The organism is Halomonas sp. Y3, assembly GCF_024137965.1.
Lineage (GTDB): Bacteria > Pseudomonadota > Gammaproteobacteria > Pseudomonadales > Halomonadaceae > Halomonas > Halomonas mongoliensis.
The window spans coordinates 617,313-638,452 of record NZ_CP099975.1 but is presented as its reverse complement, the minus strand read 5'-3'; the positions used below and the strand labels follow the sequence as shown (position 1 = coordinate 638,452).

The following is a 21,140-nucleotide window of genomic DNA, read 5'->3' as shown; positions in this document are numbered from 1 at the left end:
CTCGCTGGCTCAACGCTGCGCCCCGGGCACTCGGGCCGACCCACAGCGGCGCCTCGTTCCGAATCAGCCGAAGCGCCGACGCAGCTGCCGTGCCGCTTCCACCATATTGGCCAGGGCCGGTTCCACCTCCTCCCAGCGACGGGTCTTGAGGCCGCAGTCCGGGTTGACCCAGAGTCGCTTCACCGGGATGCGCTCGGCGGCCTTCTCCATCAGCGCCACCATCCACGCCACGTCCGGCACATTGGGCGAGTGGATGTCATAGACCCCGGGGCCGATCTCGTTGGGGTAGGCGAACTCCCGGAAGGCATCGAGCAGTTCCATGTCCGAGCGGGAAGTCTCGATGGTGATCACATCGGCATCCAGGGCGGCGATGGACTCGATGATGTCGTTGAACTCCGAGTAGCACATGTGGGTATGGATCTGGGTCTCGTCGCCCACGCCGGCGGCGCTGAGCCGGAAACACTCCACCGCCCAGGCCAGGTAGGCCGGCCACTCCCCCTGGCGCAGCGGCAGCCCCTCGCGAAGCGCCGGCTCGTCGATCTGGATGGCACGAATGCCCGCCGCTTCCAGATCGCACACCTCGTCGCGCAGGGCCAGGGCGATCTGGCGGCAGGTGGTCTCCCGGGGCTGATCATCGCGCACGAAGGCCCACTGCAGCATGGTCACGGGGCCGGTCAGCATGCCCTTCATGGGCCTGTCGGTCAGCGACTGAGCGTACCGGCTCCAGCGCACCGTCATGGGCCCGGGACGGCTGACGTCACCATAGATCACCGGCGGCTTGACGCAGCGTGACCCGTAGCTCTGCACCCAGCCGAAGCGGGTGAAGGCGTAGCCGTCGAGCTGCTCGCCGAAGTACTCCACCATGTCGTTGCGCTCCGGTTCACCGTGCACCGGCATGTCGATGCCGAGCGCCTCCTGGCGCGCCACGGCGTAGGCGATCTCCTCCTCCATGCGCGCCTCGTACTCGTCCCGGGAGAGCTCACCGGCCTTGAGGGCTCGGCGGGCGGCGCGGATGGCATCGGTCTGGGGAAAGGAGCCAATGGTGGTGGTGGGAAGGAGCGGCAGCTTGAGAGCCCGACGCTGGGCCTCGGCGCGCACCCCATAGGGGCTGCGACGCTCATGGTCCGCCGGCTCGACGCCTGCCAGGCGGTCGGCCACCTCGGGGCGGTGAATTCGCGGCGAGTCGCGCCGCGCCTGCAGCGCCTCGGTGGCGGCCTCCAGGCGCCGACGATCGACCTCGGTGGCGCGACCATCGAGCAGGCGGGCCAGGGTCACCGTCTCGTCGAGCTTCTGGCGGGCAAAGGCGAGCCAGCTTGCGAGCTCCGGGTCGAGGTCGCGCTCGCGCGTGAGGTCCACCGGCACGTGAAGCAGCGAGCAGGAGGGCGCGATCCAGAGGCGCCTGCCCAGGCGCATGCGCGCCGAGGCGAGGCGCTCGCGCAGCAGGGCCAGGTCGGCCCGCCAGACGTTGCGCCCGTCGATGGCGCCTACCGAGAGCACCTTGTAGCCGGGCAGGCGATCGAGCACGGCGTCGAGCTGCTCCGGCGCCCGCACCGCATCGATATGCAGACCGTCCACCGGCAGGCCCACCGCCAGATTCAGGTTGTCTCCCAGGCCGCCGAAGTAGCTGGCCAGCAGCAGCTTGACCGGGGCGCGGCCGAGCACGCTGTAGGCGGCCTCATAGGCCTGCTGCCAGGCCGTCGGCAGCTCCTGCACCAGCGCCGGCTCGTCGAGCTGGACCCACTCCACGCCCTGTTCGCCGAGGCGGGCCAACAGCTCGCCGTAGACCGGCAGCAGCTCCTCGAGCAGCGCCAGGCGATCGAATGACTGCTCGCCCTTCTCCTTGCCCAGCCAGAGCCAGGTGAGCGGCCCGAGTAGGCTCACCTTCACCGGATGCCCCAGGGCCTGGGCCTCGGCCACCTGGTCGAAGAGGCGCGAGGAGGCCAGGCGGAAGCGCTGCCCGGCGTGCAGCTCGGGCACCAGGTAGTGGTAGTTGGTATCGAAATACTTGGTCATCTCGCAGGCGGCGGTGGGCTCACCGCTGGGCGCCCGGCCCCGAGCCATGCGAAAGGCGGTATCCAGCCCCACTTCGCCGGCGGCGATCTCCTCCTCGGCCCCGAAGCGCGCCGGGACGGCCCCCAGGGTCACGGAGAGGTCCAGCACCTGATCGTAGAAGGCGAAGTCCCCCACGGTGACCAGGTCCAGCCCCGCCTCGCGCTGGGCCGCCCAGTGGCGGGCACGCAGCTCACGGCCGGCGCTTTCCAGCCCGTCACGGTCGAGGCTCCCCTGCCAGTAGGCCTCGACGGCCCGCTTGAGCTCGCGGTCGGCGCCGATACGCGGATAGCCCAAAACATGAGAGAAAGTCATGAAAAACTCCTTTGGCATGAATAATTCAACAGAGTCTGGCTGGCCACAAGGAGTGAATCAAACTAAACTTTCTAATCTTTAAAATGAAAGCGGCTCACAATGATGCTGGAACTTCGCCACCTACGCACCCTGATCGCCCTGCGCGATGCCGGCTCCCTCGTCGAGGCCGCCGAGCGGGTTCACCTCACCCAGTCTGCCCTCTCCCACCAGATCAAGGACCTGGAGGAGCGCCTGGGCAACCCGCTGTTCGTGCGCAAGACCCGGCCGGTGGAGTTCACCCGCGCCGGCCAGCGGCTGCTGACCCTGGCCGAGCAGGTGCTGCCGCTGGTGCGCATGGCAGAGCGGGACCTGGCGCGCCTGGCCGGCAACGAGCAGGGTCGCCTGCACATGGCCATCGAATGCCACAGCTGCTTCCAGTGGCTGATGCCCACCATCGACCACTTTCGCGACCACTGGCCCGAGGTGGAGATCGATATCCCGGGGGGGCATCACTTCGATCCGCTGCCGGCCCTGGCCCGAGAGCAGCTCGACCTGGTGATCACCGCCGACCCCCAGCCGCTGCCCGGCATCCACTACGAGCCGCTGTTCCGCTACGAGGGGCTGCTGGCGGTGGCACGCCAGCACCGGCTGGCCGGCAAGGCCTTCGTCACCCCCGAGGCCCTGGCCGAGGAGACCCTGATCACCTACCCGGTAGAGCACTCGCGCCTGGACGTCTTCACCCAGTTCCTGGAGCCCGCCGGGGTACGCCCCAGAGAGGTACGCACCGCCGAACTGACCATCATGATGATGCAGCTGGTGGCCAGCGGCCGCGGCGTCTGTGCGCTGCCCAACTGGGCGCTGACCGAGTACCTGGAGCGGGACTACGTCAAGGCGGTCGCCCTGGGTGAGAAGGGAGTCTGGAGCACGCTCTTTGCGGCGATTCGCGAGGAGACACGCCAGGCTCCCTGGATGGAAGACTTCCTGCGCACCGCCCGGGAAACCTCCTTTGCGGTGCTGGAGGGAATCAAGCCCGCCTAGATGCCGCTATCAGGCACGCCTGGCAGCCAGCGCGGGCGGCTCGGGGCGCTGGGGCAGCAGCAGGGTGAAGCGTGCGCCGCCAAGCTCGGGGCTTTCGTCCACGCTGGTGCTGCCGCCGTGGGAGCTCATCACCTTCTGGACGATGGAGAGCCCCAGCCCGTAACCGCCGGAGCTGCGCGTGCGGCTGTCATCGAGCCGGGCGAAAGGCTTGAAGACCTTCTGGCGCTCTCCGGCCGGCACCCCGGGCCCGTCATCCTCCACGTCGATACGCACCAGACGAGGTTCGCCGCGCAGGCGAATCACCACTCGGGTGCGGGCATGACGGCAGGCGTTGGCGACCAGGTTCTGCAGCGCCCGCTGCAGATAGCGCGGCTCGGCCAGAGCTTCGACCTCGGGCCCGTCGGCAAGCTCGATGGCGAGCTGGCCGTGGAGGGGAGCCAGGGCGGCGATCACCCGCTCGGCCATGGCACGACAGTCCACCAGGCTGGCCTCCATCTCACGGCCGTTGACCGCGTCGTTTCCCAGCCGGGCATAGGTGAGGATCTCGTCGACCAGGCCGTCCAGCTCGCCGATGTCTCCATCGATCCCCTCCAGCTGGCGACGTATGAAGGGGTCATCGGTCATGTCCTCCACCATCTGCACGGCGAAGCGTATCCGCGCCACCGGGGTGCGCAGCTCGTGGGAGACTGCACGGATCATGTCCTGCTGGGCACCCAGCAGCGACTGCACCTGGGCCGCCATGCCGTTGAAGGCCATGCCCAGGCGCCCCAGAAAGTCGCCGCTCTCCACCTTGACCCGGGTATCGAGCCGGCCGGCGGCGATACGCGTGGCGGCAAGCTCCAGGCGCGCCATGCGCGCCTCGATTCCGCGGATCAGCAGGTAGATGGTCGCCCCCAGCACCGCCAGCAGGATCAGCGCCACCAGCAGCTGCAGGGAGCCGGGCACCGGATCGAAGGCCTCGACCGGGCCGATGCTCAGCCAGCTCGCCTCGCCCCCGCCGGGTAGCGCCAGGTACATGGCCATGGACCAGCGGCCAGGAAAGAGACGCATGACCACTTCGCCGTCAGCCAGGCGCCGCAGCTGGTAGGCGTCCAGCCCCTCAGGCGGGGCATCTTCCAAGGAGAGCGGCACGCCGGCATCGCCGGCGACCCGGGCCAGCCGCGACCGGCGCTCTGCCGGCGGCGCCTCGGCCAGCCACTCGCCGAGCAGCATGGTCAGTCCGCGTAGCTGCTGCTCGCTGAGACTCACCAGCTCTACCTGCAGCAGGTGCTGGCCGCCGGAGAGCAGCCGCTGAAGACGCCAGCCCTGCCCGTCCAGCTCCTGAACCAGTACCTTGCCACGCTCCAGGCGCAGGCGCGAAAAATAGCCCAGAAAAAGGCTGTCAAGAGGCAGGACCCTGGGCGTCAGGTCAAGGCGACGAGCCTGGGCGCTGAGCCAGTCATCATGGGCGCCGGGAGGCAGGGACTCCAGGTGCTGGGCGAGCAGGCGCATGGGCAGCTCGGCGAGCTGCTCGCGATGGTGCTCGCGGCGCACCTGATCCACCATGGTCACGCCCAGCAGAGCCAGACCAAAAGTGAGTATCAAGGCCAGTGCCAGCAGCACATAGACGCGCAGAAAGGTGCTGGTCGCCAGGGCCCGGTGCATGAATCAGGTGTCCTTGACGAACAGATACCCCTTGCTGCGCACCGTCTTGATACGCTGCGGCTGGTTGGGGTCATCGCCGATCTTGGAGCGAATGCGAGATACCCGCACGTCGATGGAGCGATCCTGGCCGTCATACTTGATGCCGCGCAGCTGGGAAAAGATCTCTTCCCGGGTCAGAACGCGGCCAGCATGGCTGGCCAGCAGCCACAGCAGGTCGAACTCGGCGCTGGTCAGGTCGATGCGTTCCCCACCCACCCAGGCTTCGCGAACCGCGCTGTCGATCTCCATCTTGCCGAAGGTCAGACGCTGGCTGCCGGCGGGCTCGAAGCTCTCGGTGCGCCTCAGCAAGGCACGCATGCGCGCCAGCAGCACCCGAGGCTGCACCGGCTTGGGCACGTAGTCGTCGGCGCCCATCTCCAGCCCCAGCACCTGATCCATATCGTCGGTACGAGCGGTCAGCATCAGGATAGGGCCGGGGTAGTCACCGCGTACTCGGCGGCAGATCGAGAGGCCGTCCTCGCCGGGCAGCATCAGGTCCAGGATCACCAGGTCCGGCTGCAGCGCCAGGATGCGCTCGACGGCATGGGTACCGTCTCGCACCAGGCTGACGCGAAACCCGTTGGCTTCCAGATAATCGCGGGTGAGGTCGGCCAGTCGCTCATCATCCTCAATGATCAGCACATGCTCCTGCCACCGAGGGTCAAAACTGTCATCCATTTTTAATATCCATCCTCAATCTTCCGTCCTGACGCAAGAATACTTCGGTCCCTGATATCTGGCTTCCCATGGATTATTGATGCAACGCCATACTAGCCGCTGTTGATAGGCTGCGGCTATTCCTGCGATACCTCTCTTGCCGGAAGCGCATCCATCCGGGGAGCGACGCCTCTCCCTTGAAGCCCGCCCAAAGACACACTATATTGTGCCGAAAATAAAAAACATCACCATATATTGTATCCCATGAAGGCCGCCGCCGAACGACCCGAATGGACCAAGCAAAGCGCCATCAACAGGAATTTCACGTCATGGATGCCACTCCAGACCGCCCCTCCGTTACCGTCACCGCCCCGCAGACCCTCCGCGTCATCAAGCGCACCGGCGATCTGGTGCCCTTCGATGCCGGCAAGATCGCCGTGGCCATGCGCAAGGCCTTCCTGGCCGTCGAGGGCGATAACGCCGACGCCTCCTCCCGGGTGCGCGACTTAGCCGAGCAGGCCTCCGCCGCTATCGAGCAGGCCTTCCTGCGTCGCCTGCCCGACGGCGGCACCGTGCATATCGAGGATATCCAGGACCAGGTAGAGCTGGCGCTGATGCGCGCCGGCGAGCAGAAGGTCGCCCGCGCCTACGTGCTCTACCGGGAGGCCCATGCCCGGGCCCGCGCCGAGGCCGGCGACATCGCCAGGCCCCATCCGAGCCTCAACGTGACCCTGGCCGACGGCTCCACCCGTCCCCTGGATCTGGGCCGCATCGACACCCTGGTCCAGGATGCCTGCGCGGGCCTGGAGAACGTCGATCCGCAGCGCATCGTCGAGGAGTCGTTGAAGAACCTCTACGACGGCGTGACCGTCGACGGCGTCTCCCAGGCGCTGATGATGACCGCCCGCACCCTGGTGGAGAAGGAGCCCAACTATACCTATGTCACCGCCCGCCTGCTGCAGGACAACCTGCGTCGCGAGGCTCTCTCCTTCCTGGGAATCGCCGAGGAGGCTACCTACCAGGAGATGGCCGAGCTCTACCGGCCCGCTTTCCTGGCCTATATCGAACGCGGCATCGCCTTCGAGCAGCTCGACCCCGCCCTTGCCGAGTTCGACCTGGAGCGGCTGGGCGCCGCCCTGGACCATACCCGGGACAGCGCCTTCACCTACCTGGGGCTGCAGACCCTCTACGACCGCTACTTCCTACACCGGGACGAGGTGCGCTTCGAGCTGCCCCAGGTGATGTTCATGCGCGTGGCCATGGGCCTGGCGCTGAACGAGGACGACCGCGAGGCGCGGGCCATCGAATTCTACGACCTGCTCTCACGCTTCGACTACATGGCCTCCACCCCGACCCTATTCAATGCGGGCACCGTCAGAAGCCAGCTCTCCAGCTGCTACCTGACCACGGTCCCGGACGACCTCGACGGCATCTACAGCGCCATCCGCGACAATGCCCTGCTCTCCAAGTGGGCCGGCGGGCTCGGTAACGATTGGACCCCGGTGCGCGCCCTGGGTGCCTGGATCAAGGGCACCAACGGCAGGAGCCAGGGCGTGGTCCCCTTCCTCAAGGTGGTCAACGATACCGCCGTGGCGGTCAACCAGGGCGGCAAGCGCAAGGGCGCCGTGTGCGCCTACCTGGAGACCTGGCACTTGGATATCGAGGAGTTCCTGGAGCTGCGCAAGAACACCGGCGACGACCGGCGGCGCACCCACGACATGAACACCGCCAACTGGGTGCCCGACCTCTTCATGAAACGCGTCTTCGAGGACGCCGAGTGGACGCTCTTCTCCCCCTCCACCTGCCCGGACCTTCACGACCTCTACGGCGCCGCCTTCGAGAGGCGCTACGAGGAGTACGAGGCGATGACCCGCACCGGAGAGATCACCCTCTTCAAGCGGATGCCCGCCAAGGACCTGTGGCGCCGGATGCTCTCCATGCTGTTCGAGACCGGCCACCCCTGGATCACCTTCAAGGACCCCTGCAACCTGCGCAGCCCCCAGCAGCATGCCGGCGTGGTGCACTCCTCCAACCTCTGCACCGAGATCACGCTGAACACCAGCGCCGACGAGGTGGCGGTATGCAACCTGGGCTCGATCAACCTGGCCGCCCATATCATCGACGGCGAGCTCGACGACGCCAAGCTCAAGCGCACCGTGCGCACCGCGGTACGCATGCTCGACAACGTCATCGACATCAACTACTACGCGGTGCCCCAGGCCAGGCGCGCCAACTTCCGGCATCGCCCGGTGGGGCTCGGCATCATGGGCTTCCAGGACGCTCTCTACGCTCAGGATATCGCCTACGCCAGTGATGCCGCCGTCGCCTTCGCCGACCGCTCCATGGAGCAGGTCAGCTATCACGCCATCGAAGCCTCCTCGGACCTCGCCGCCGAGCGCGGCCGCTACGAGAGCTTCGACGGCTCGCTGTGGAGCCAGGGCATCCTGCCCATCGACTCCCTGGAGAAGCTGCGCCTGGAGCGGGGCGAGAGCTACCTCGACGTGGACACCTCCGCGACACTGGACTGGGCCGCGCTGCGCGACAAGATCGCCGACCAGGGCATGCGCAACTCCAACGTGATGGCCATCGCCCCCACGGCGACCATCTCCAATATCTGCGGCGTCTCCCAGTCCATCGAGCCGACCTACCAGAACCTCTACGTGAAGTCGAACCTCTCCGGCGAGTTCACCGTAGTCAACGCCCACCTGGTCCACGACCTCAAGGCCCGCGGCCTGTGGGACGAGGTGATGATCAACGACCTCAAGTACTACGACGGTTCGGTACAGCCCATCGAGCGCATCCCCGACGAGCTCAAGACCAAATACGCCACCGCCTTCGAGGTGGAACCGAAGTGGCTGGTGGAGGCCGCGGCGCGGCGCCAGAAGTGGCTCGACCAGGCCCAGTCCCTGAACCTCTACATCAAGGGGGTCTCCGGCAAGAAGCTCGACGTGACCTACCGCATGGCCTGGCTGCGCGGCCTCAAGACCACCTACTACCTGCGCGCCCTGGGCGCCACCTCGGTGGAGAAGTCCACCGTGGAGCGCGGCACCCTCAACGCGGTCAGCAACCAGGCGTCGAGCGCCGACGCCCCGGCCCCCCAGCCGCCGGCCAGTGAACCAAGGGGCGTGGAGGACTTCCTGACCGGCAAGGCGGGAAGCGGCTCCCGGGCGCCGAGCGCGGGCGACCTCGACGAGCTGGGCTGCGAAGCCTGCCAATAAAGCGTTAAGCCGGAAACTGTAAGTCTGTAGGAGCGCAGTTCACTGCGCGATTGGCGCCGACAGGCGCCCCGGGGACGCTGTGGCCAGCGGCCCGGCCATCGCCCGGCAAGCCGGGCTCCTACAGGCATCCGGACCACATACCGGGAGAGACAAAGATGCTGAACTGGGACGAATTTCACGAAGACGAACAGAGCGTTACCGAGCCAGCCGCCAAGGCGGCACCGGCCCCCGCCGCCAAACCGCAGCCGGCCGTGGCCGACGCCGTGGCAGAGAGTCGTGGCAGCTACCGGGTGGCCGAGGCAGAGCGCCTGGCGCGGGCCCGCAAGTCCCTGGAGCAGCTCGACGTGGCCGCCGGCCTCGAGGAGCTGGAGATGGGCGCGGCGCGTATTCAGGTCGACGACAAGCAGATGATCAACGCCCGCGCCGACCTCAACCAGCTGGTGCCCTTCAAGTACGAGTGGGCCTGGCAGAAGTACCTGGACGGCAGCGCCAACCACTGGATGCCCCAGGAAGTGAACATGACCGCCGACATCGCCCTGTGGAAGAGCCAGGACGGCCTGACCGCGGACGAGCGGCGCATCGTGGAGCGCAGCCTGGGCTATTTCTCCACCGCCGATTCGCTGGTCGCCAACAACCTGGTGCTGGCCCTCTACCGGCTGATCACCAACCCCGAGTGCCGCCAGTACCTGCTGCGCCAGGCCTTCGAGGAGGCGATCCATACCCACGCCTACCAGTACTGCGTGGAGTCGCTGGGCATGGACGAGGGCGAGGTCTTCAACATGTACCGGGAGGTGCCTTCGGTGGCCGCCAAGTCCGCCTGGAGCCTCAAGCACACCCAGTCCCTGGCGCGCCCCGACTTCCAGACCGGCACGCCGGAGACCGACCAGGAGCTGCTGCGCAACCTGGTGGCCTTCTACTGCGTGACCGAGGGGATCTTCTTCTACTGCGGTTTCAGCCAGATCCTCTCCATGGGGCGCCGCAACAAGATGACCGGCGTGGCCGAGCAGTTCCAGTACATCCTGCGCGACGAGTCCATGCACCTGAACTTCGGCGTGGACATGATCAACCAGATCAAGATCGAGAACCCCCACCTCTGGACCCCGGAGTTCCAGGACGAGGTGACCCAGATGATCCTCGAGGGCACCGAGCTCGAGATCGCCTACGCCCGGGACACCATGCCCCGCGGCGTGCTGGGCATGAACGCGGCGATCATGGAGGAGTACCTGCACTTCATCTGCAACCGCCGCCTGGCCCAGATCGGCCTCAAGGAGCAGTTCCCCGGCGCCCGGAACCCCTTCCCCTGGATGAGCGAGATCATCGACCTGCGCAAGGAGAAGAACTTCTTCGAGACCCGGGTCACCGAGTACCAGGTGGGCGGCGCGCTGAGCTGGGACTGACCCGCCAGCCACGCCGGGCCGCCCGAGGGCGGCCCGGCTCCATGCTGACAGCCGACAGGCCCGCTACCCCTTGGGCCCCAGCAGCAGCCAGATGATCAGTCCCAGCAGCGGGAAGAACAGCAGGATCAGGATCCACAGCAGCTTGGCCACGGGCCCTGCGGAACTCTTGGCCACCTTGACGATGGCCCAGATGACGATGATCAGCCAGATCAGGCCCAGCAGGCCTCCTACCTCGATACCCATTCGACCTCTCCTTGTCCATTAGGCGGATTGCCCCTTCCATGGGTAGCACAGCGCACTATCGGGAGACAAAGGAAGCCGGGTAGCGAAATGTGACGGGGTGTTCGCGCGCTCAGTCGGGCGGCAGGTGGCCCACCTTCACATAGATCAGCGCGCCCTCCTCGCCCGTGAAGGGCGTGTGCTGGCTGCCATGGGGGCTGCGCAGCCAGCTGCCGGCCGGGTAGGCCCCGTGCTCGTCGTGGAAGACGCCCTCCAGCACCAGGATCTCCTCGCCGCCCCAGTGGGCGTGGGTCTGGAAGCGAGTGTTGGGCGCCCAGCGCACCAGCGCCACGTGCTCGCCCTCGAAGTCGTGCAGGGGCATCACCTCGAGCCCCTCCACCAGCCCCGGGCGCCATCCGGCCGAGCGGGTATCGATCACCTTCTGCTCGGTATCCTCGGGGGAGAACTGGTGCAGCTTGACGAAGATCGTCGCGCCCTGCTCCCCCACCCGGGGGGCGTGGGCGGTGCCGATGGGGTTGCGCAGGTAGCTGCCCGCCGGGTAGCGGCCGTGCTCGTCGGCGAACTCCCCCTCCAGCACCAGGATCTCCTCGCCGCCGCCATGCTCATGGGACGGGAAGGTGCTGTTGGGCGCATAGCGCACCAGGGAGGTGGCCCGGGCCACCTCCTCGCCGATGCGATCGAGCATCATCCGCTCGACCCCCGCCATGGGCGAGTCGACCCAGCGGTAGGCCTCGGGGGTGACCACCACCCGCTGGTCGAAGTCGGCATTGAGTCGCATGGCACTCTCCTCAGTGTTGGCTTGCAGGGCCGGACGAGGGCCCCGCCGTGTGGGTCGGACCGCCGGCATCGCCCGGCGTTCCCGGCAGCCGCCACCACGCCGGCAGCCGGGCGCGCACCTCGGGCCGAGCGAAGCGGTCGTCCATCAGCACCACCACGCCTCTGTCCTCGAGGCCGCGGATCACCCGGCCGGCGGCCTGCACCACCTTGATCAGCCCCGGCACCCGGTAGGCGTAGTCGTCGCCGCGGCCGAAGCGCGCCTGAAGCCGTGCCTTCAGGGCCTCGTTGAAGTCGTCGAAGGGGGGCAGGCCGAGGGTGGCGACGAAGGCGCCGATCAGCCGCTCTCCCGGCAGGTCGACCCCCTCGGCGAAGGCGCCGCCCAGCACCGCGAAGCCGATGCCCTGCCCCGCCGGCGTGAAGCGGGCCAGGAAGGCGTCGCGCTCGGGCTCCCCCATCCCTCGCACCTGGGTCCAGATGGGAATCGTCGGATGCGCTTCGGCGAAGGCCGCCCGCGCCTGCTCCAGGTAGGCGAAGCTGCTGAAGAAGGCCAGGTAGTTGCCGGGGCGACGGCGGTACTGGCCGGCCAGCTCGGCGACGATGGGCGCCACCGAGGCCTCGCGATCCCGCAGCCGGGTGGAGATATCGGCGCGGATGCGTACCTCCAGCTGGTCGGCGGCGAAGGGCGAGGCCACCGACTGCCAGACCGTTCCCGCCGGCAGGCCCAGCAGGTCGCGGTGGTAGCCGGGCGGGGCCAGGGTCGCCGAGAAGAGCACCGCAGCGTGGGCCGCCGCGAAGCGCGGGGCGAGGAAGTCCGCCGGCACCAGGTTGCGCAGGCCCAGCACGGCCCGGCCGCGGCCGTGGCGGGCCAGGTCGCAGAGCGAGTGGTCGCCGAAGGCCTCCGCCAGGCGGGTGAAGGCCAGCGCCTCGAAGAGCAGCTCCTGAAGCTCGAGGCTCGCCCCCTCGGGGTGCTCGCCCAGGTAGTCGGTGATGGCGCTGGCCGCCCCCTGCAGGGCGCCCACCATGGCAGACGGCAGGGCATCGAGCACCCGGTAGGCCGGCCGCCCCGTCTCGCCGGCCTCGGCGAGCCCCGCCTCCTTCACCAGGCCCTGCCACCGGCGGGCCAGGCGCGCCAGTGGCAGGGAGAGCGCCGCCGGCGCACTGCGGCGCAGGCGGGCGAGCCGGCGCTGGTCGAGCTCGGCGCTGTACATGCCCCGGGCCCGCTCCACCAGGTTGTGGGCCTCGTCTACCAGCAGCCCCACCCGCCAGCGGTGGGCCACCGCCAGGCCGTGGAGCTGCGCGTTGGCGTCGAACCAGTGGTTGACGTCCCCCACCACCACATCGCACCAGCGCGCCAGCTCCTGGCCCAGGTAGTAGGGGCAGACGCCGTGCTGGCGGGCCACCTCGCGCAGCGCCTCGCGATCCAGCCAGCCACGCTCCACTGCCGCCTGGCGCGCCGCCGGCAGGCGGTCGTAGAAGCCCGCCGCCAGGGGACAGGCCTCGCCGTGGCAGGCTCGGCCGGGATATTCGCAGGCCTTCTCCCGGGCGGTGAGCTCCAGCACCCGCAGCAGCAGTCGCTCGGACACCGCTTCCGAGGGTCCGCCGCCCGGCTCGCCCTCCGCACCGGTCGCAGGCCTGGCCCCCAGCTGGCGAAGCGCCGATAGTGCCAGGGCCCGCCCCGGGGTCTTCATGGTCAGAAACAGCACTCGGTCGAGGTCGTGGCGAGGCATCGCCTTGAGCAGGGGAAAGAGGGTGCCGAGGGTCTTGCCGATGCCGGTGGGGGCCTGGGCCAGCAGGCAGCGGCCGGTGGCCGCGGCCTTGTAGGCGCCCTCGGCCAGCGCCCGCTGCCCGGGGCGGAAGTCGGCATGGGGAAAGGCGAGCCTCTGCAGGGCGGCATCCCGCCGCGCGCGATGCGCCGCCTCCTGCTCGGCCCAGGCGCGGTAGCGCCGGCACAGCGCGGCGAGAAAGGCGGTAAGCTCGGCGGCATCAAAGCGCTGCTCGAGGCGGGTCTCCCGGCCGCTGCCCACCTCCAGGTAGATCAGCGCCAGGGTGGTCTCGGCCAGGCCCCGCTCGGCGCAGAGCAGCGCCCCATAGGCCTTCGCCTGGGCCCAGTGCAGGGCGCGCTGGTTTTCCGCCATGCGCGAGAGGTCGCCGCGGTGGGTCTTCACCTCCTCCAGGCAGCGGGCGGCCGGGTCATAGCCGTCGGCCCGCCCGCGCACCTCGAGCCCCTCGACCACGCCTGAGAGCGCCACCTCGCGCTGGTAGGCCTCACCGCGGCGGCGGGCGATCTCGGCGTGGCCGGCGATGCCCTCCTCGGCGCTGGGCGCCGGGGTGAAGCGGTGGTCGAGATCTCCCTCCCGGGCGGTGAAGTCGCACAGGGTGCGCACCGCCACCCGCAGGCGTCGCGCCTCGCTCATGCGGGGTCCGCCCATGCGGGGTCCGCCCAGCGCACCTGGCAGACCGCGACGGGGATGCCCTGCTCCCGGAAGAAGGCGAGCCAGCGGCGCTGGTTGTCCTGGAGGCGGTCGCCGGGCCCCTTCACCTCGATCAGCCGGTAGCGGGGCTCGCCCGCCGCGGCATCCGGGAAGAGCTGGATCAGGTCCGGCAGGCCGGCGCGGTTGGCCTTGAGGTCACCGAGCAGCCGCTCGAAGCAGGCGCGCAGGTGCTCGGCGGGCAGGCAGTCGAGCGAAAGCGACAGCAGCGCCTCGTCCAGCGCCCCCCAGTGCACGAACGGATTGGCGAGCCCCTGCTTCTCCCGCCAGGTGGCGAGGATCGCCTGGCGGTGTCGGCCGTCGTCGAGGCGGGCCAGGCAGGCGTCGAAGCGCTCGCGGCGGCGGGCCACGAACCCCTCCCGGTAGAGGTCCGCCGGGCCGCTGTGGAAGGGGTGGAAGAAGGCGCCGGGCAGGGGCGCGAAGAGTGCTTCCCAGCAGAGCAGGCCGAAGAGCCCGGTGAGCAGGGTATTCTCCACATAGGCCACCGGAGCGTCGTTGCGGGCCAGATGATCGCCCACCGCGCGCTCGACGCTCGAAGAGCGCGGCAGGCAGAGCTCGAGGCGCTCTGGGTCAGGCGCCGTCTCCCGGGGCAGCGGTGCGAGCCCCAGCCGGCGCCGCAGGCGGGGGCGAAGCCGCGAGAGGGCCTGGGCCTCCGCCTCCCCCGGTGACCCGCCGACGAGGGCCTCGGCCAGGGCATGGGCTTCGGCGTGCTCGCCCCGACGCTCCAGCAGGCGCAGGTGGCGGATGCGCGCCTCGACGCTGCCGGTCTCCGCCGGCCAGCCCGCCAGGCGGTAGAGCCCAAGGGCCCGCTCGCCCTCCCCGTCCCGCTCCGCCTGACGGCCCAGGGCCAGCTCCAGGCGCCGACGCCGCGCCGCAAGCCAGGGGTTGTCCGCCGGCACCGGAGGCAGTTCGGCCGCCAGCATCGACGCGGGCTCGCCGGCGTCGAGCCGCTCGCGCAGCCGATGCAGGGCCAGGTAGGCGTCCACCTCCTCACGGCGCTGGAAGGCCCGGGACTCGGCGCCGAAGGGCACCCGCTCGAAGCGCTGCACCCCGAGCTCGGCGAGCACGAAGTCGGACCAGTCCTGGCGCAGGTTGCCGAAGAACATCAGCCGAAGGCGGTCGCAGGTGGCCATCACGGTGAGACGCACCACCCGATCCGGCGCCGCGGGCCACCAGGTACTCAACGGTCGCGCCTCGAGGCGCCGCGGGGCCAGGGCATCGAAGAGCGCCCCCTTGCCGAGCCTGGCCGGCAGGCCAGCGGCGCAAACCTCCTCGGCCAGGGCGGCGCGCAGCTCGGGCAGGCGCAGCTGGGCGAAGAGGACCTCCAGAGAGAGAACGGGGGCCGACTCGACCAGGCCGGCGGCCACCAGCGGCGCCAGGGCCGCCTCGCCAGGGTCGCTCGCGGCGCTGTCGCCGGCCTGGGCTCTGTCCTCGCGGTCGGCGCTGACCTCGGCGCTGATCTCGGGATAGACGAGCTTCGAGGTGCGAAAGTGCTCGCCGCGGCGCATCACCATGCGCACCAGCAGCGCCCGGGAGGCCCGGGGCAGCGCCGCGAACTCGGCCAGGAAGGCCAGCTCCTCGTCGCTCAAGAGGTCGCCATGGCGCTCGGTCACCCAGCCCAGCACGAACTCGAAGTTCGTCAGGTAGTAGAAGGGATCCTCGAGAGTGGCCGCGACGCTCACCCGGCTAGAGCCCCTCGGCGAGCCTGGCGATCACCTCGGCGGCGGGCACCTCGCGGCAGCGGCTGGCGTTCTGGCCGGCCCAGAGCGGGGAGAAGTCGCCGCTGCCCCGGGCCTCAGCGGCGGCGCGCAGCGGGGCGATGGCGGCGGTGGCCAGGGGGAAGGCCGGAGCGGCATCGCTCATCGGCCCCAGCTCGCGCATCAGCCGGGTGACGATGCCCCGGGCCGGGCGGCCGCTGTAGAGGTTGGTCAGCGCCGTGTGGCGGGCGGCGTCGCTCATCAGCGCCCGACGGTGGAGCGCCGAGATGGTCGACTCGGGGCAGCACAGGAAGGCGGTGCCCACCTGCACCGCCTCGGCCCCCAGGGCCCGGGCCGCCGCCACGCCGCGGGCATCGGCGATGCCGCCGGCGGCGATCAGCGGCAGGTCCACGGCCTCGCGCACCTGGGGCAGCAGGGCGAAGGTGCCCACCTGGGTGGTGAGCTCCTCGGCCAGGAACATGCCGCGGTGGCCGCCCGCCTCCAGCCCCTGGACGATGATGGCATCGGCACCGTGGGCCGCGAGCCACTCGGCCTCCGCCACCGTGGTGGCCGAAGCGAGCACCCTGGCGCCCCAGGCCTTGACCCGCGCGAGCAGCGCGGCCTCGGGCAGCCCGAAGTGAAAGCTCACCACCTCGGGGCGGAAGGGCGCGATGGCATCGCAGGCCGCCGCATCGAAGGGGCGCCGCCCCGGCCCTGCCGGCACCGCGCCGATATCAAGGCCGAACTCGGCGTAGTAGGGGGTGAGCGCCTCGTGCCAACGCGCCTGGGCAGAGGCGTCCGGTATGGGCGGTGCATGGCAGAAGAAGTTGACGTTGACGGGGGCGTCGGTGGCGGCGCGAAAGGCGGCCAGCTCCTCGGCCATGGCCTCGGGCGAGAGCATGGCGCAGGGCAGCGCACCGAGGCCGCCGGCTCTGGCCACGGCGATGGCGAGCGCACTGCCCTGGGCGCCCGCCATGGGGGCCTGGAGGATGGGCAGCGCGATGCCGAGGGTCTGGATCAGGCTCATCGGGGTTCTCCCGGATCTTGTGGAACGTCGTGTGGAACGTCGGGCTCTGCGTCACGACGCCAGGGCCGTCGGGGCCCCAGGGTATCGGCCACGAAGGCGCCACGCTCCCCGCGGGGACGCGGCTCGCCGACGGTGGTATCGCGACGGGTCTGGCGCTCCATTTCACCGTTGATCTCGGCCCCCAGCAAGACGACGAAGGCCGATAGCCAGAACCAGAGCATCAGCACCACCACGGCGCCGAGCGACCCGTAGAGCTCGCTCAGGGTGGCCATGCGCCCGACGTAGAAGGAGAGCCCGGCGGAGCCGGCCAGCCACAGCAGGGTGGCGGTGACGGTACCGACGCTGACCCACTCCCAGCGCGGCGAGCGTCGGTAGGGGGCGAAACGGTAGAGCACCGCGATCACCAGCATCATCAACAGCAGCAGCGCCGACCAGCGCGCCAGCCCCACCAGCAGGGCCGGCGTGCCCGCCAGGCCAAGCGCACCGCTGGCCAGGGGAAAGAGCGCCACCACGACAACGGTCACCAGGGTCAGCACGATCAGCCCCAGGGTCAGGGCGGTGACCACCAGCAGGCGCCCCAGCAGGCCGCGCCGCTCCTCCTCGCCATAGACCAGATTGAGGGCGATGATCAGGCCGCGCACCCCCTTGGAGGCCACGAACAGGGCCACCGCCAGGCTACCCAGGGCGGTGAGGCTGAGGCCGGTGGGGGTATTGTCGCCGATCTCCCGGGCCTGGTGCTCGATCAGGCCCGCCGCCTCGGGAGGCAGGTAGCGCGCCAGCTCGCTGATCTGGCGCGCCATGTCCTGGGGATCGAACACCAGGGCCCACAGGGAGATGACCGCCGCGATGGCGGGAAACACCGAGAGCAGCGCATGGAAGGCGATGCCGGCGGCCAGGAGATTGACCCGATCATCGGTCAGCTGCTCCTTGACGCGCCACAGGATATCGAGCCAGCCGCCGCCGGGAATCTGCACGGGGCGAATGGCGCGACGTCCGCGATGGGGTGAAGCCATGGACACCTCAGTTCGAGCCGGCGGGGTGCAGCACCATCCGCGCATCGCGGATCTGGATATCGAAACGATTGAGGAAGCTCATGCCGAGCAGGGCCACCTCGCCCTCCATGCCGGGGCTGATGGAGCCGCGCACCTCCCGAGCCGAAAAGCCGCCGAGGCTCACCTCGTCAAGGGTAGTCAGATCGCCCCGCACCCGGCCGTTGGCGGTGTTGAACCAGGCGCTGCCGGTGGCCTCCAGGCCCAGGCGCTCGGCCAGCCCCGAGGAGACGGCCACATAGGTGGCCCCGGTATCGAGCAGAAACTCCACCGGCTCGCCGTTGATGCGCCCGGTCGCCACGAAGTGGCCGCCGCGGTTGCGCTCCAGCACCAGCGGCTCGCCGTCGCCGGTCACCGCATTGACCAGGTGGGCGTTAGGGTTGCGCTGCTCCTCCAGGTAGCCGTGAAACCACCAGGTTCCGGCGCCGATAAACAGCATCCAGAACAGCAGCATCATGCCGAGCCCGGTGCGCCGCACTGCTCTATTGTCATCGCTCATGGCACGCCTCCCAGGGCGTTGGTGGCCTTTGACACGCCCGCGTTGACACCTCACTCCCCCCTGACTGTACTGAATGCCGTCCAGCCGGACACCCGTTCAATCACAAGGATAACGCCCCATGCCGGACAGCACTCAGCTTTCGACTCTCGCCAGCCACCATCATTCCCACTCTTCCTCTCACCACCCCTCTCCCTTCCCCCTTAAGGCCTTGGCCTTGGGCCTCTGCCTGGGAGCGGCACTGCTGATGGCGGGCGCGGCCCACGCCTGGGATGGCATCGTCGAGAAGCAGGTCTTCGAGATGGAGGAATACACCACCCGCAGCGGCGAGACCATCGCGGACCTGGCGGTGGGCTGGGAGGCCTACGGCACCCTCAACGAGGCCCGGGACAACGCCATCCTGATTACCCACTTCTTCTCGGGCACCAGCCACGCCGCCGGCCGCTACGAGGAGGAGGGGCCCGCCGGCTACTGGGACAGCATCATCGGCCCCGGCAAGCCGCTGGATACCGACGAGTACTACATCATCGCCTCGGACACCCTGGTCAACCTCAACGCCCATGACCCCAAGGTAACCACCACCGGTCCGGCCTCGACCCACCCCGAGACCGGCGAGCCCTGGGGCCTGGACTTCCCGGTGGTGACCATCGGCGACTTCGTCGACGTCCAGAAGGCGCTGCTGGAGAGCCAGGGCATCGAGCGGCTGCACGCCGTGATGGGCGCTTCCATGGGGGCGCTGCAGGCCTACGAGTGGGCCAGCACCTACCCGGAGCGGGTCGAGCGGCTGATTCCGGTGATCGGCGCCGGCGAGGCCGACCCCTGGCTGCTGGCCACCCTCGCCGCCTGGGCCGCGCCGATCCGCGTGGATGCCAACTGGAACGGCGGGGACTACTACGACGGCGAACCGCCCCTGGACGGCCTGCGCGAGGCGCTCAAGCTGGTCACCCTCAACGCCAACCACTGGCAGTGGGCCAACGAGACCTTCGACCGCAGCTGGGCCGACGAGGAGGCCGATCCCGCCCGGGACCTCGACGCCCGCTACGCCATCGAGCAGACCCTGGACGATATCGCCGCGGCTCGCGCCGAGGTGGCCGACGCCAATCACCTCCTCTACCTGGTGCGCGCCAACCAGACCTTCATGGCCGGCTACGGCGAGAGCCTGGAGGCTGGCCTGGCCGCCATCGAGGCGCCGACCCTGATGCTCTACAGCGAGGATGACCTGGTCTTCGCCCCCCAGAGCGTGCGGCGCACCGCCGAGCTGATCGCCGCCGACGGCACCCCGGTGGAGCTGATTCCCCTCACGGGCACCCGCGGCCACCTGGATGGCGTGGTGGCCATCGACCAGGCCGGGGATCGCCTGCGCGCCTTCCTGGCGCACTGACCTCACCACACCCCGAAAGCGCCGAACCGGCGCGCAGTGGCCGCCTCAGCGGCCATTGCGCGCCTCCCACTCCGCCGCCGCCCGCTGGCCCCGGGCCTGGTCGACGAACAGGCAGATCAGGATGGCGACGAGGAAGAGCGCGGCGCAGAGCAGGATCGAGGCCTGCAGCCCCACCACCGACTGCAGCAGGCCGAGGGCCACGATGCCGAAGACCCCGGCCAGCTTGTTGGCCAGGCCCCAGAAGCCGAAGAACTCGGCGGCCTTGCGGGTCGGTGAGAAGAGCCCCACCAGGGCGCGGCTGGCCGACTGGCTGGAGCCCAGCGAGAGCCCCGCCAGGCAGCCGACGAACAGAAAGAGGTGCTGGGCCTCCCAGCCGAGCTCGAAGCGCGCATTGAGGAAGGCGGTAACCTCAGGGGTCGCCCAGATGGCGAAGATGGCCGCGACCCAGAGTCCCAGGGTGAAGAGGTAGGTGACCTTGGTGCCGATGCGGTCCTGGATGAAGCCGAAGCCCAGGGCCCCTGCCGCCGCGGTGATCTGCACGATGATGAACATCAGGTTGCGAATCGACTCGTCCCAGCCGATCACCTGGGCGCCGTAGATGAAGGCGAAGGCGATGATGATGTAGACCCCGGCCATGGAGAAGAGCAGCGAGACCAGGAAGATACCCAGGTCCCGAAAGCGCCGGAGCTCATGCAGGGTGGTGGAGACCCGCTCCCAGGCGATCTCCCGGTAGGGCTTGCCCGGCGGCTGAGGGGTGCCGCGCTCCTTCACCCACAGAAAGGTGGGGATGGCGGTGACCAGGAAGAAGGCCGCCGCGAAGGGCCCCACCCAGCGGATGCGCTCGAAGTTCTCGGCGGTGGCCTCGCCCAGGGCCACCAGGGTGAAGCCCGCGGCGAAGAGCCCGCCCACGTAGCCCAGGGCCCAGCCGAAGCCGGAGATCTTGCCGAGATCCTGCGGCGGCCCCAGGTCGGGCAGGAAGGCGGCGATGAAGGACTCCCCCATGGAGTAGGCGTAGTTGGAGACCACGATCAGCAGCAGCCCCAGCACCACGTAGCCCGGCGCCACGAAGTAGAGCATGGCGGTGGTCGCCACGGTAGCCAGGTAGCTGGCGAACAGGAAACGCTTCTTGGAGGCCTGGTAGTCCATCACCGCCCCGCACAGGGGGCCGGTGATCACCACCAGCAGGTAGCTTGTCGCCAGCGCCAGGCTCCACAGGAAGTTGGCCAGCCGGTAGCCGTCGCCGCGGTCGCCGACGATCACCGTGGTGAAGAGCTCGCCGAACACCACGGTGATGATCAGCAGGGTGTAGGCCTGGTTGGCAAAGTCGAACATCGCCCAGCCGAGGATCTCCTTGCGCGAGGCGCGGGTCCGCGGCGGGGCGGCGCTGGTCAGGGTACTCATCGGGGGTTCCTTGCAGGGAGAGGCTCAGCGTGCCAGCAGGGTCATGAGCAGGGCCATGCCGCCCACCAGGAGCGCCACGATCACGGCGATATCCACCAGACGGTCGAGCCAGCGATCAAATCCGGCCCCGCCGGGCAGGCCTGGGCCACGCCGCGGCTGGCGGCGCCGAGTAGCCCCGCGGCGGGGGCCGCGGGCAGTGGGCATCATCGACATGGTCGAAATCCGTTTTCACCATTTCCCTGAGCTT

General features: G+C 69.4%; 16 protein-coding genes. 4 read left to right on the top strand and 12 right to left on the bottom strand.

The genetic code is table 11. From position 1 onward, the window contains the following. Positions 1 to 63 precede the first annotated feature (63 nt). On the bottom strand, positions 64 to 2,364 hold the full coding sequence (metE, locus tag NHL60_RS02995) for a 5-methyltetrahydropteroyltriglutamate--homocysteine S-methyltransferase (protein WP_253448841.1): 2,301 nt from the start codon (positions 2,362 to 2,364) through the stop codon (positions 64 to 66). Positions 2,365 to 2,466: 102 nt separating this feature from the next. On the opposite strand from metE, the gene NHL60_RS02990 reads away from it, so the two are divergent. Next, complete coding sequence (locus tag NHL60_RS02990; RefSeq protein ID WP_253451965.1) at positions 2,467 to 3,381, top strand: LysR family transcriptional regulator; 915 nt, start codon at positions 2,467 to 2,469, stop codon at positions 3,379 to 3,381. A 9-nt stretch (positions 3,382 to 3,390) separates the two neighbouring features. Here the strand turns inward: NHL60_RS02990 and NHL60_RS02985 are convergent, their stop codons facing one another. Then, positions 3,391 to 5,025: an ATP-binding protein gene (locus NHL60_RS02985; protein ID WP_253448839.1), complete on the bottom strand. Its 1,635-nt coding sequence runs from the start codon at positions 5,023 to 5,025 to the stop codon at positions 3,391 to 3,393. A 3-nt stretch (positions 5,026 to 5,028) separates the two neighbouring features. After that, positions 5,029 to 5,742 (bottom strand): winged helix-turn-helix domain-containing protein, encoded by a 714-nt coding sequence (locus tag NHL60_RS02980; RefSeq protein ID WP_253448837.1) that lies wholly within the window; start codon positions 5,740 to 5,742, stop codon positions 5,029 to 5,031. Positions 5,743 to 6,050: 308 nt separating this feature from the next. On the opposite strand from NHL60_RS02980, the gene NHL60_RS02975 reads away from it, so the two are divergent. Both NHL60_RS02975 and NHL60_RS02970 read left to right on the top strand, forming a co-directional pair. Then, entirely contained in the window at positions 6,051 to 8,939 is a 2,889-nt protein-coding gene (locus NHL60_RS02975; protein WP_253448834.1) for a ribonucleoside-diphosphate reductase subunit alpha, read from the top strand. 155 nt (positions 8,940 to 9,094) lie between these two features. After that, a complete protein-coding gene (locus NHL60_RS02970) occupies positions 9,095 to 10,336 on the top strand; it encodes a ribonucleotide-diphosphate reductase subunit beta (RefSeq protein WP_253448831.1) in 1,242 nt (413 codons plus the stop codon). 63 nt (positions 10,337 to 10,399) lie between these two features. Here the strand turns inward: NHL60_RS02970 and NHL60_RS02965 are convergent, their stop codons facing one another. The 7 genes from NHL60_RS02965 to NHL60_RS02935 all read right to left on the bottom strand — a co-directional run bounded on the left by NHL60_RS02965 (position 10,400) and on the right by NHL60_RS02935 (position 18,114). Further along, positions 10,400 to 10,579: a PLDc N-terminal domain-containing protein gene (locus NHL60_RS02965; RefSeq protein ID WP_253448828.1), complete on the bottom strand. Its 180-nt coding sequence runs from the start codon at positions 10,577 to 10,579 to the stop codon at positions 10,400 to 10,402. Positions 10,580 to 10,688: 109 nt separating this feature from the next. Further along, positions 10,689 to 11,354 carry a cupin domain-containing protein gene (locus NHL60_RS02960; protein ID WP_253448826.1) on the bottom strand — a complete coding sequence of 222 codons (666 nt, stop codon included), beginning with the start codon at positions 11,352 to 11,354 and terminating at the stop codon, positions 10,689 to 10,691. Between the two features lie 10 nt (positions 11,355 to 11,364). Further along, on the bottom strand, positions 11,365 to 13,782 hold the full coding sequence (locus NHL60_RS02955; RefSeq protein WP_253448823.1) for an ATP-dependent DNA helicase: 2,418 nt from the start codon (positions 13,780 to 13,782) through the stop codon (positions 11,365 to 11,367). After that, positions 13,764 to 15,524: a VRR-NUC domain-containing protein gene (locus tag NHL60_RS02950; RefSeq protein ID WP_253448821.1), complete on the bottom strand. Its 1,761-nt coding sequence runs from the start codon at positions 15,522 to 15,524 to the stop codon at positions 13,764 to 13,766. The genes NHL60_RS02955 and NHL60_RS02950 overlap by 19 nt, the downstream gene beginning before the upstream one ends. Positions 15,525 to 15,528: 4 nt before the next feature. Then, positions 15,529 to 16,566: a nitronate monooxygenase family protein gene (locus NHL60_RS02945; RefSeq protein WP_253448818.1), complete on the bottom strand. Its 1,038-nt coding sequence runs from the start codon at positions 16,564 to 16,566 to the stop codon at positions 15,529 to 15,531. After that, positions 16,563 to 17,579: a YihY/virulence factor BrkB family protein gene (locus NHL60_RS02940; protein WP_253448815.1), complete on the bottom strand. Its 1,017-nt coding sequence runs from the start codon at positions 17,577 to 17,579 to the stop codon at positions 16,563 to 16,565. Before NHL60_RS02940 ends, NHL60_RS02945 begins: the two co-directional genes overlap by 4 nt. Positions 17,580 to 17,586: 7 nt before the next feature. After that, positions 17,587 to 18,114 (bottom strand): TIGR02281 family clan AA aspartic protease, encoded by a 528-nt coding sequence (locus tag NHL60_RS02935; RefSeq protein WP_253448812.1) that lies wholly within the window; start codon positions 18,112 to 18,114, stop codon positions 17,587 to 17,589. 118 nt (positions 18,115 to 18,232) lie between these two features. Here NHL60_RS02935 and NHL60_RS02930 point away from each other — a divergent pair, with 118 nt between their 5' ends. Beyond that, positions 18,233 to 19,492, top strand: coding sequence for a homoserine O-acetyltransferase (locus NHL60_RS02930; protein ID WP_253448809.1), 1,260 nt, complete (start codon positions 18,233 to 18,235; stop codon positions 19,490 to 19,492). Positions 19,493 to 19,537: 45 nt separating this feature from the next. Here NHL60_RS02930 and NHL60_RS02925 read toward each other — a convergent pair whose 3' ends face one another. Continuing rightward, positions 19,538 to 20,893, bottom strand: coding sequence for an MFS transporter (locus NHL60_RS02925; RefSeq protein ID WP_253448806.1), 1,356 nt, complete (start codon positions 20,891 to 20,893; stop codon positions 19,538 to 19,540). A 24-nt stretch (positions 20,894 to 20,917) separates the two neighbouring features. Then, positions 20,918 to 21,106, bottom strand: coding sequence for a hypothetical protein (locus NHL60_RS02920; protein WP_253448803.1), 189 nt, complete (start codon positions 21,104 to 21,106; stop codon positions 20,918 to 20,920). Positions 21,107 to 21,140 lie beyond the last annotated feature (34 nt).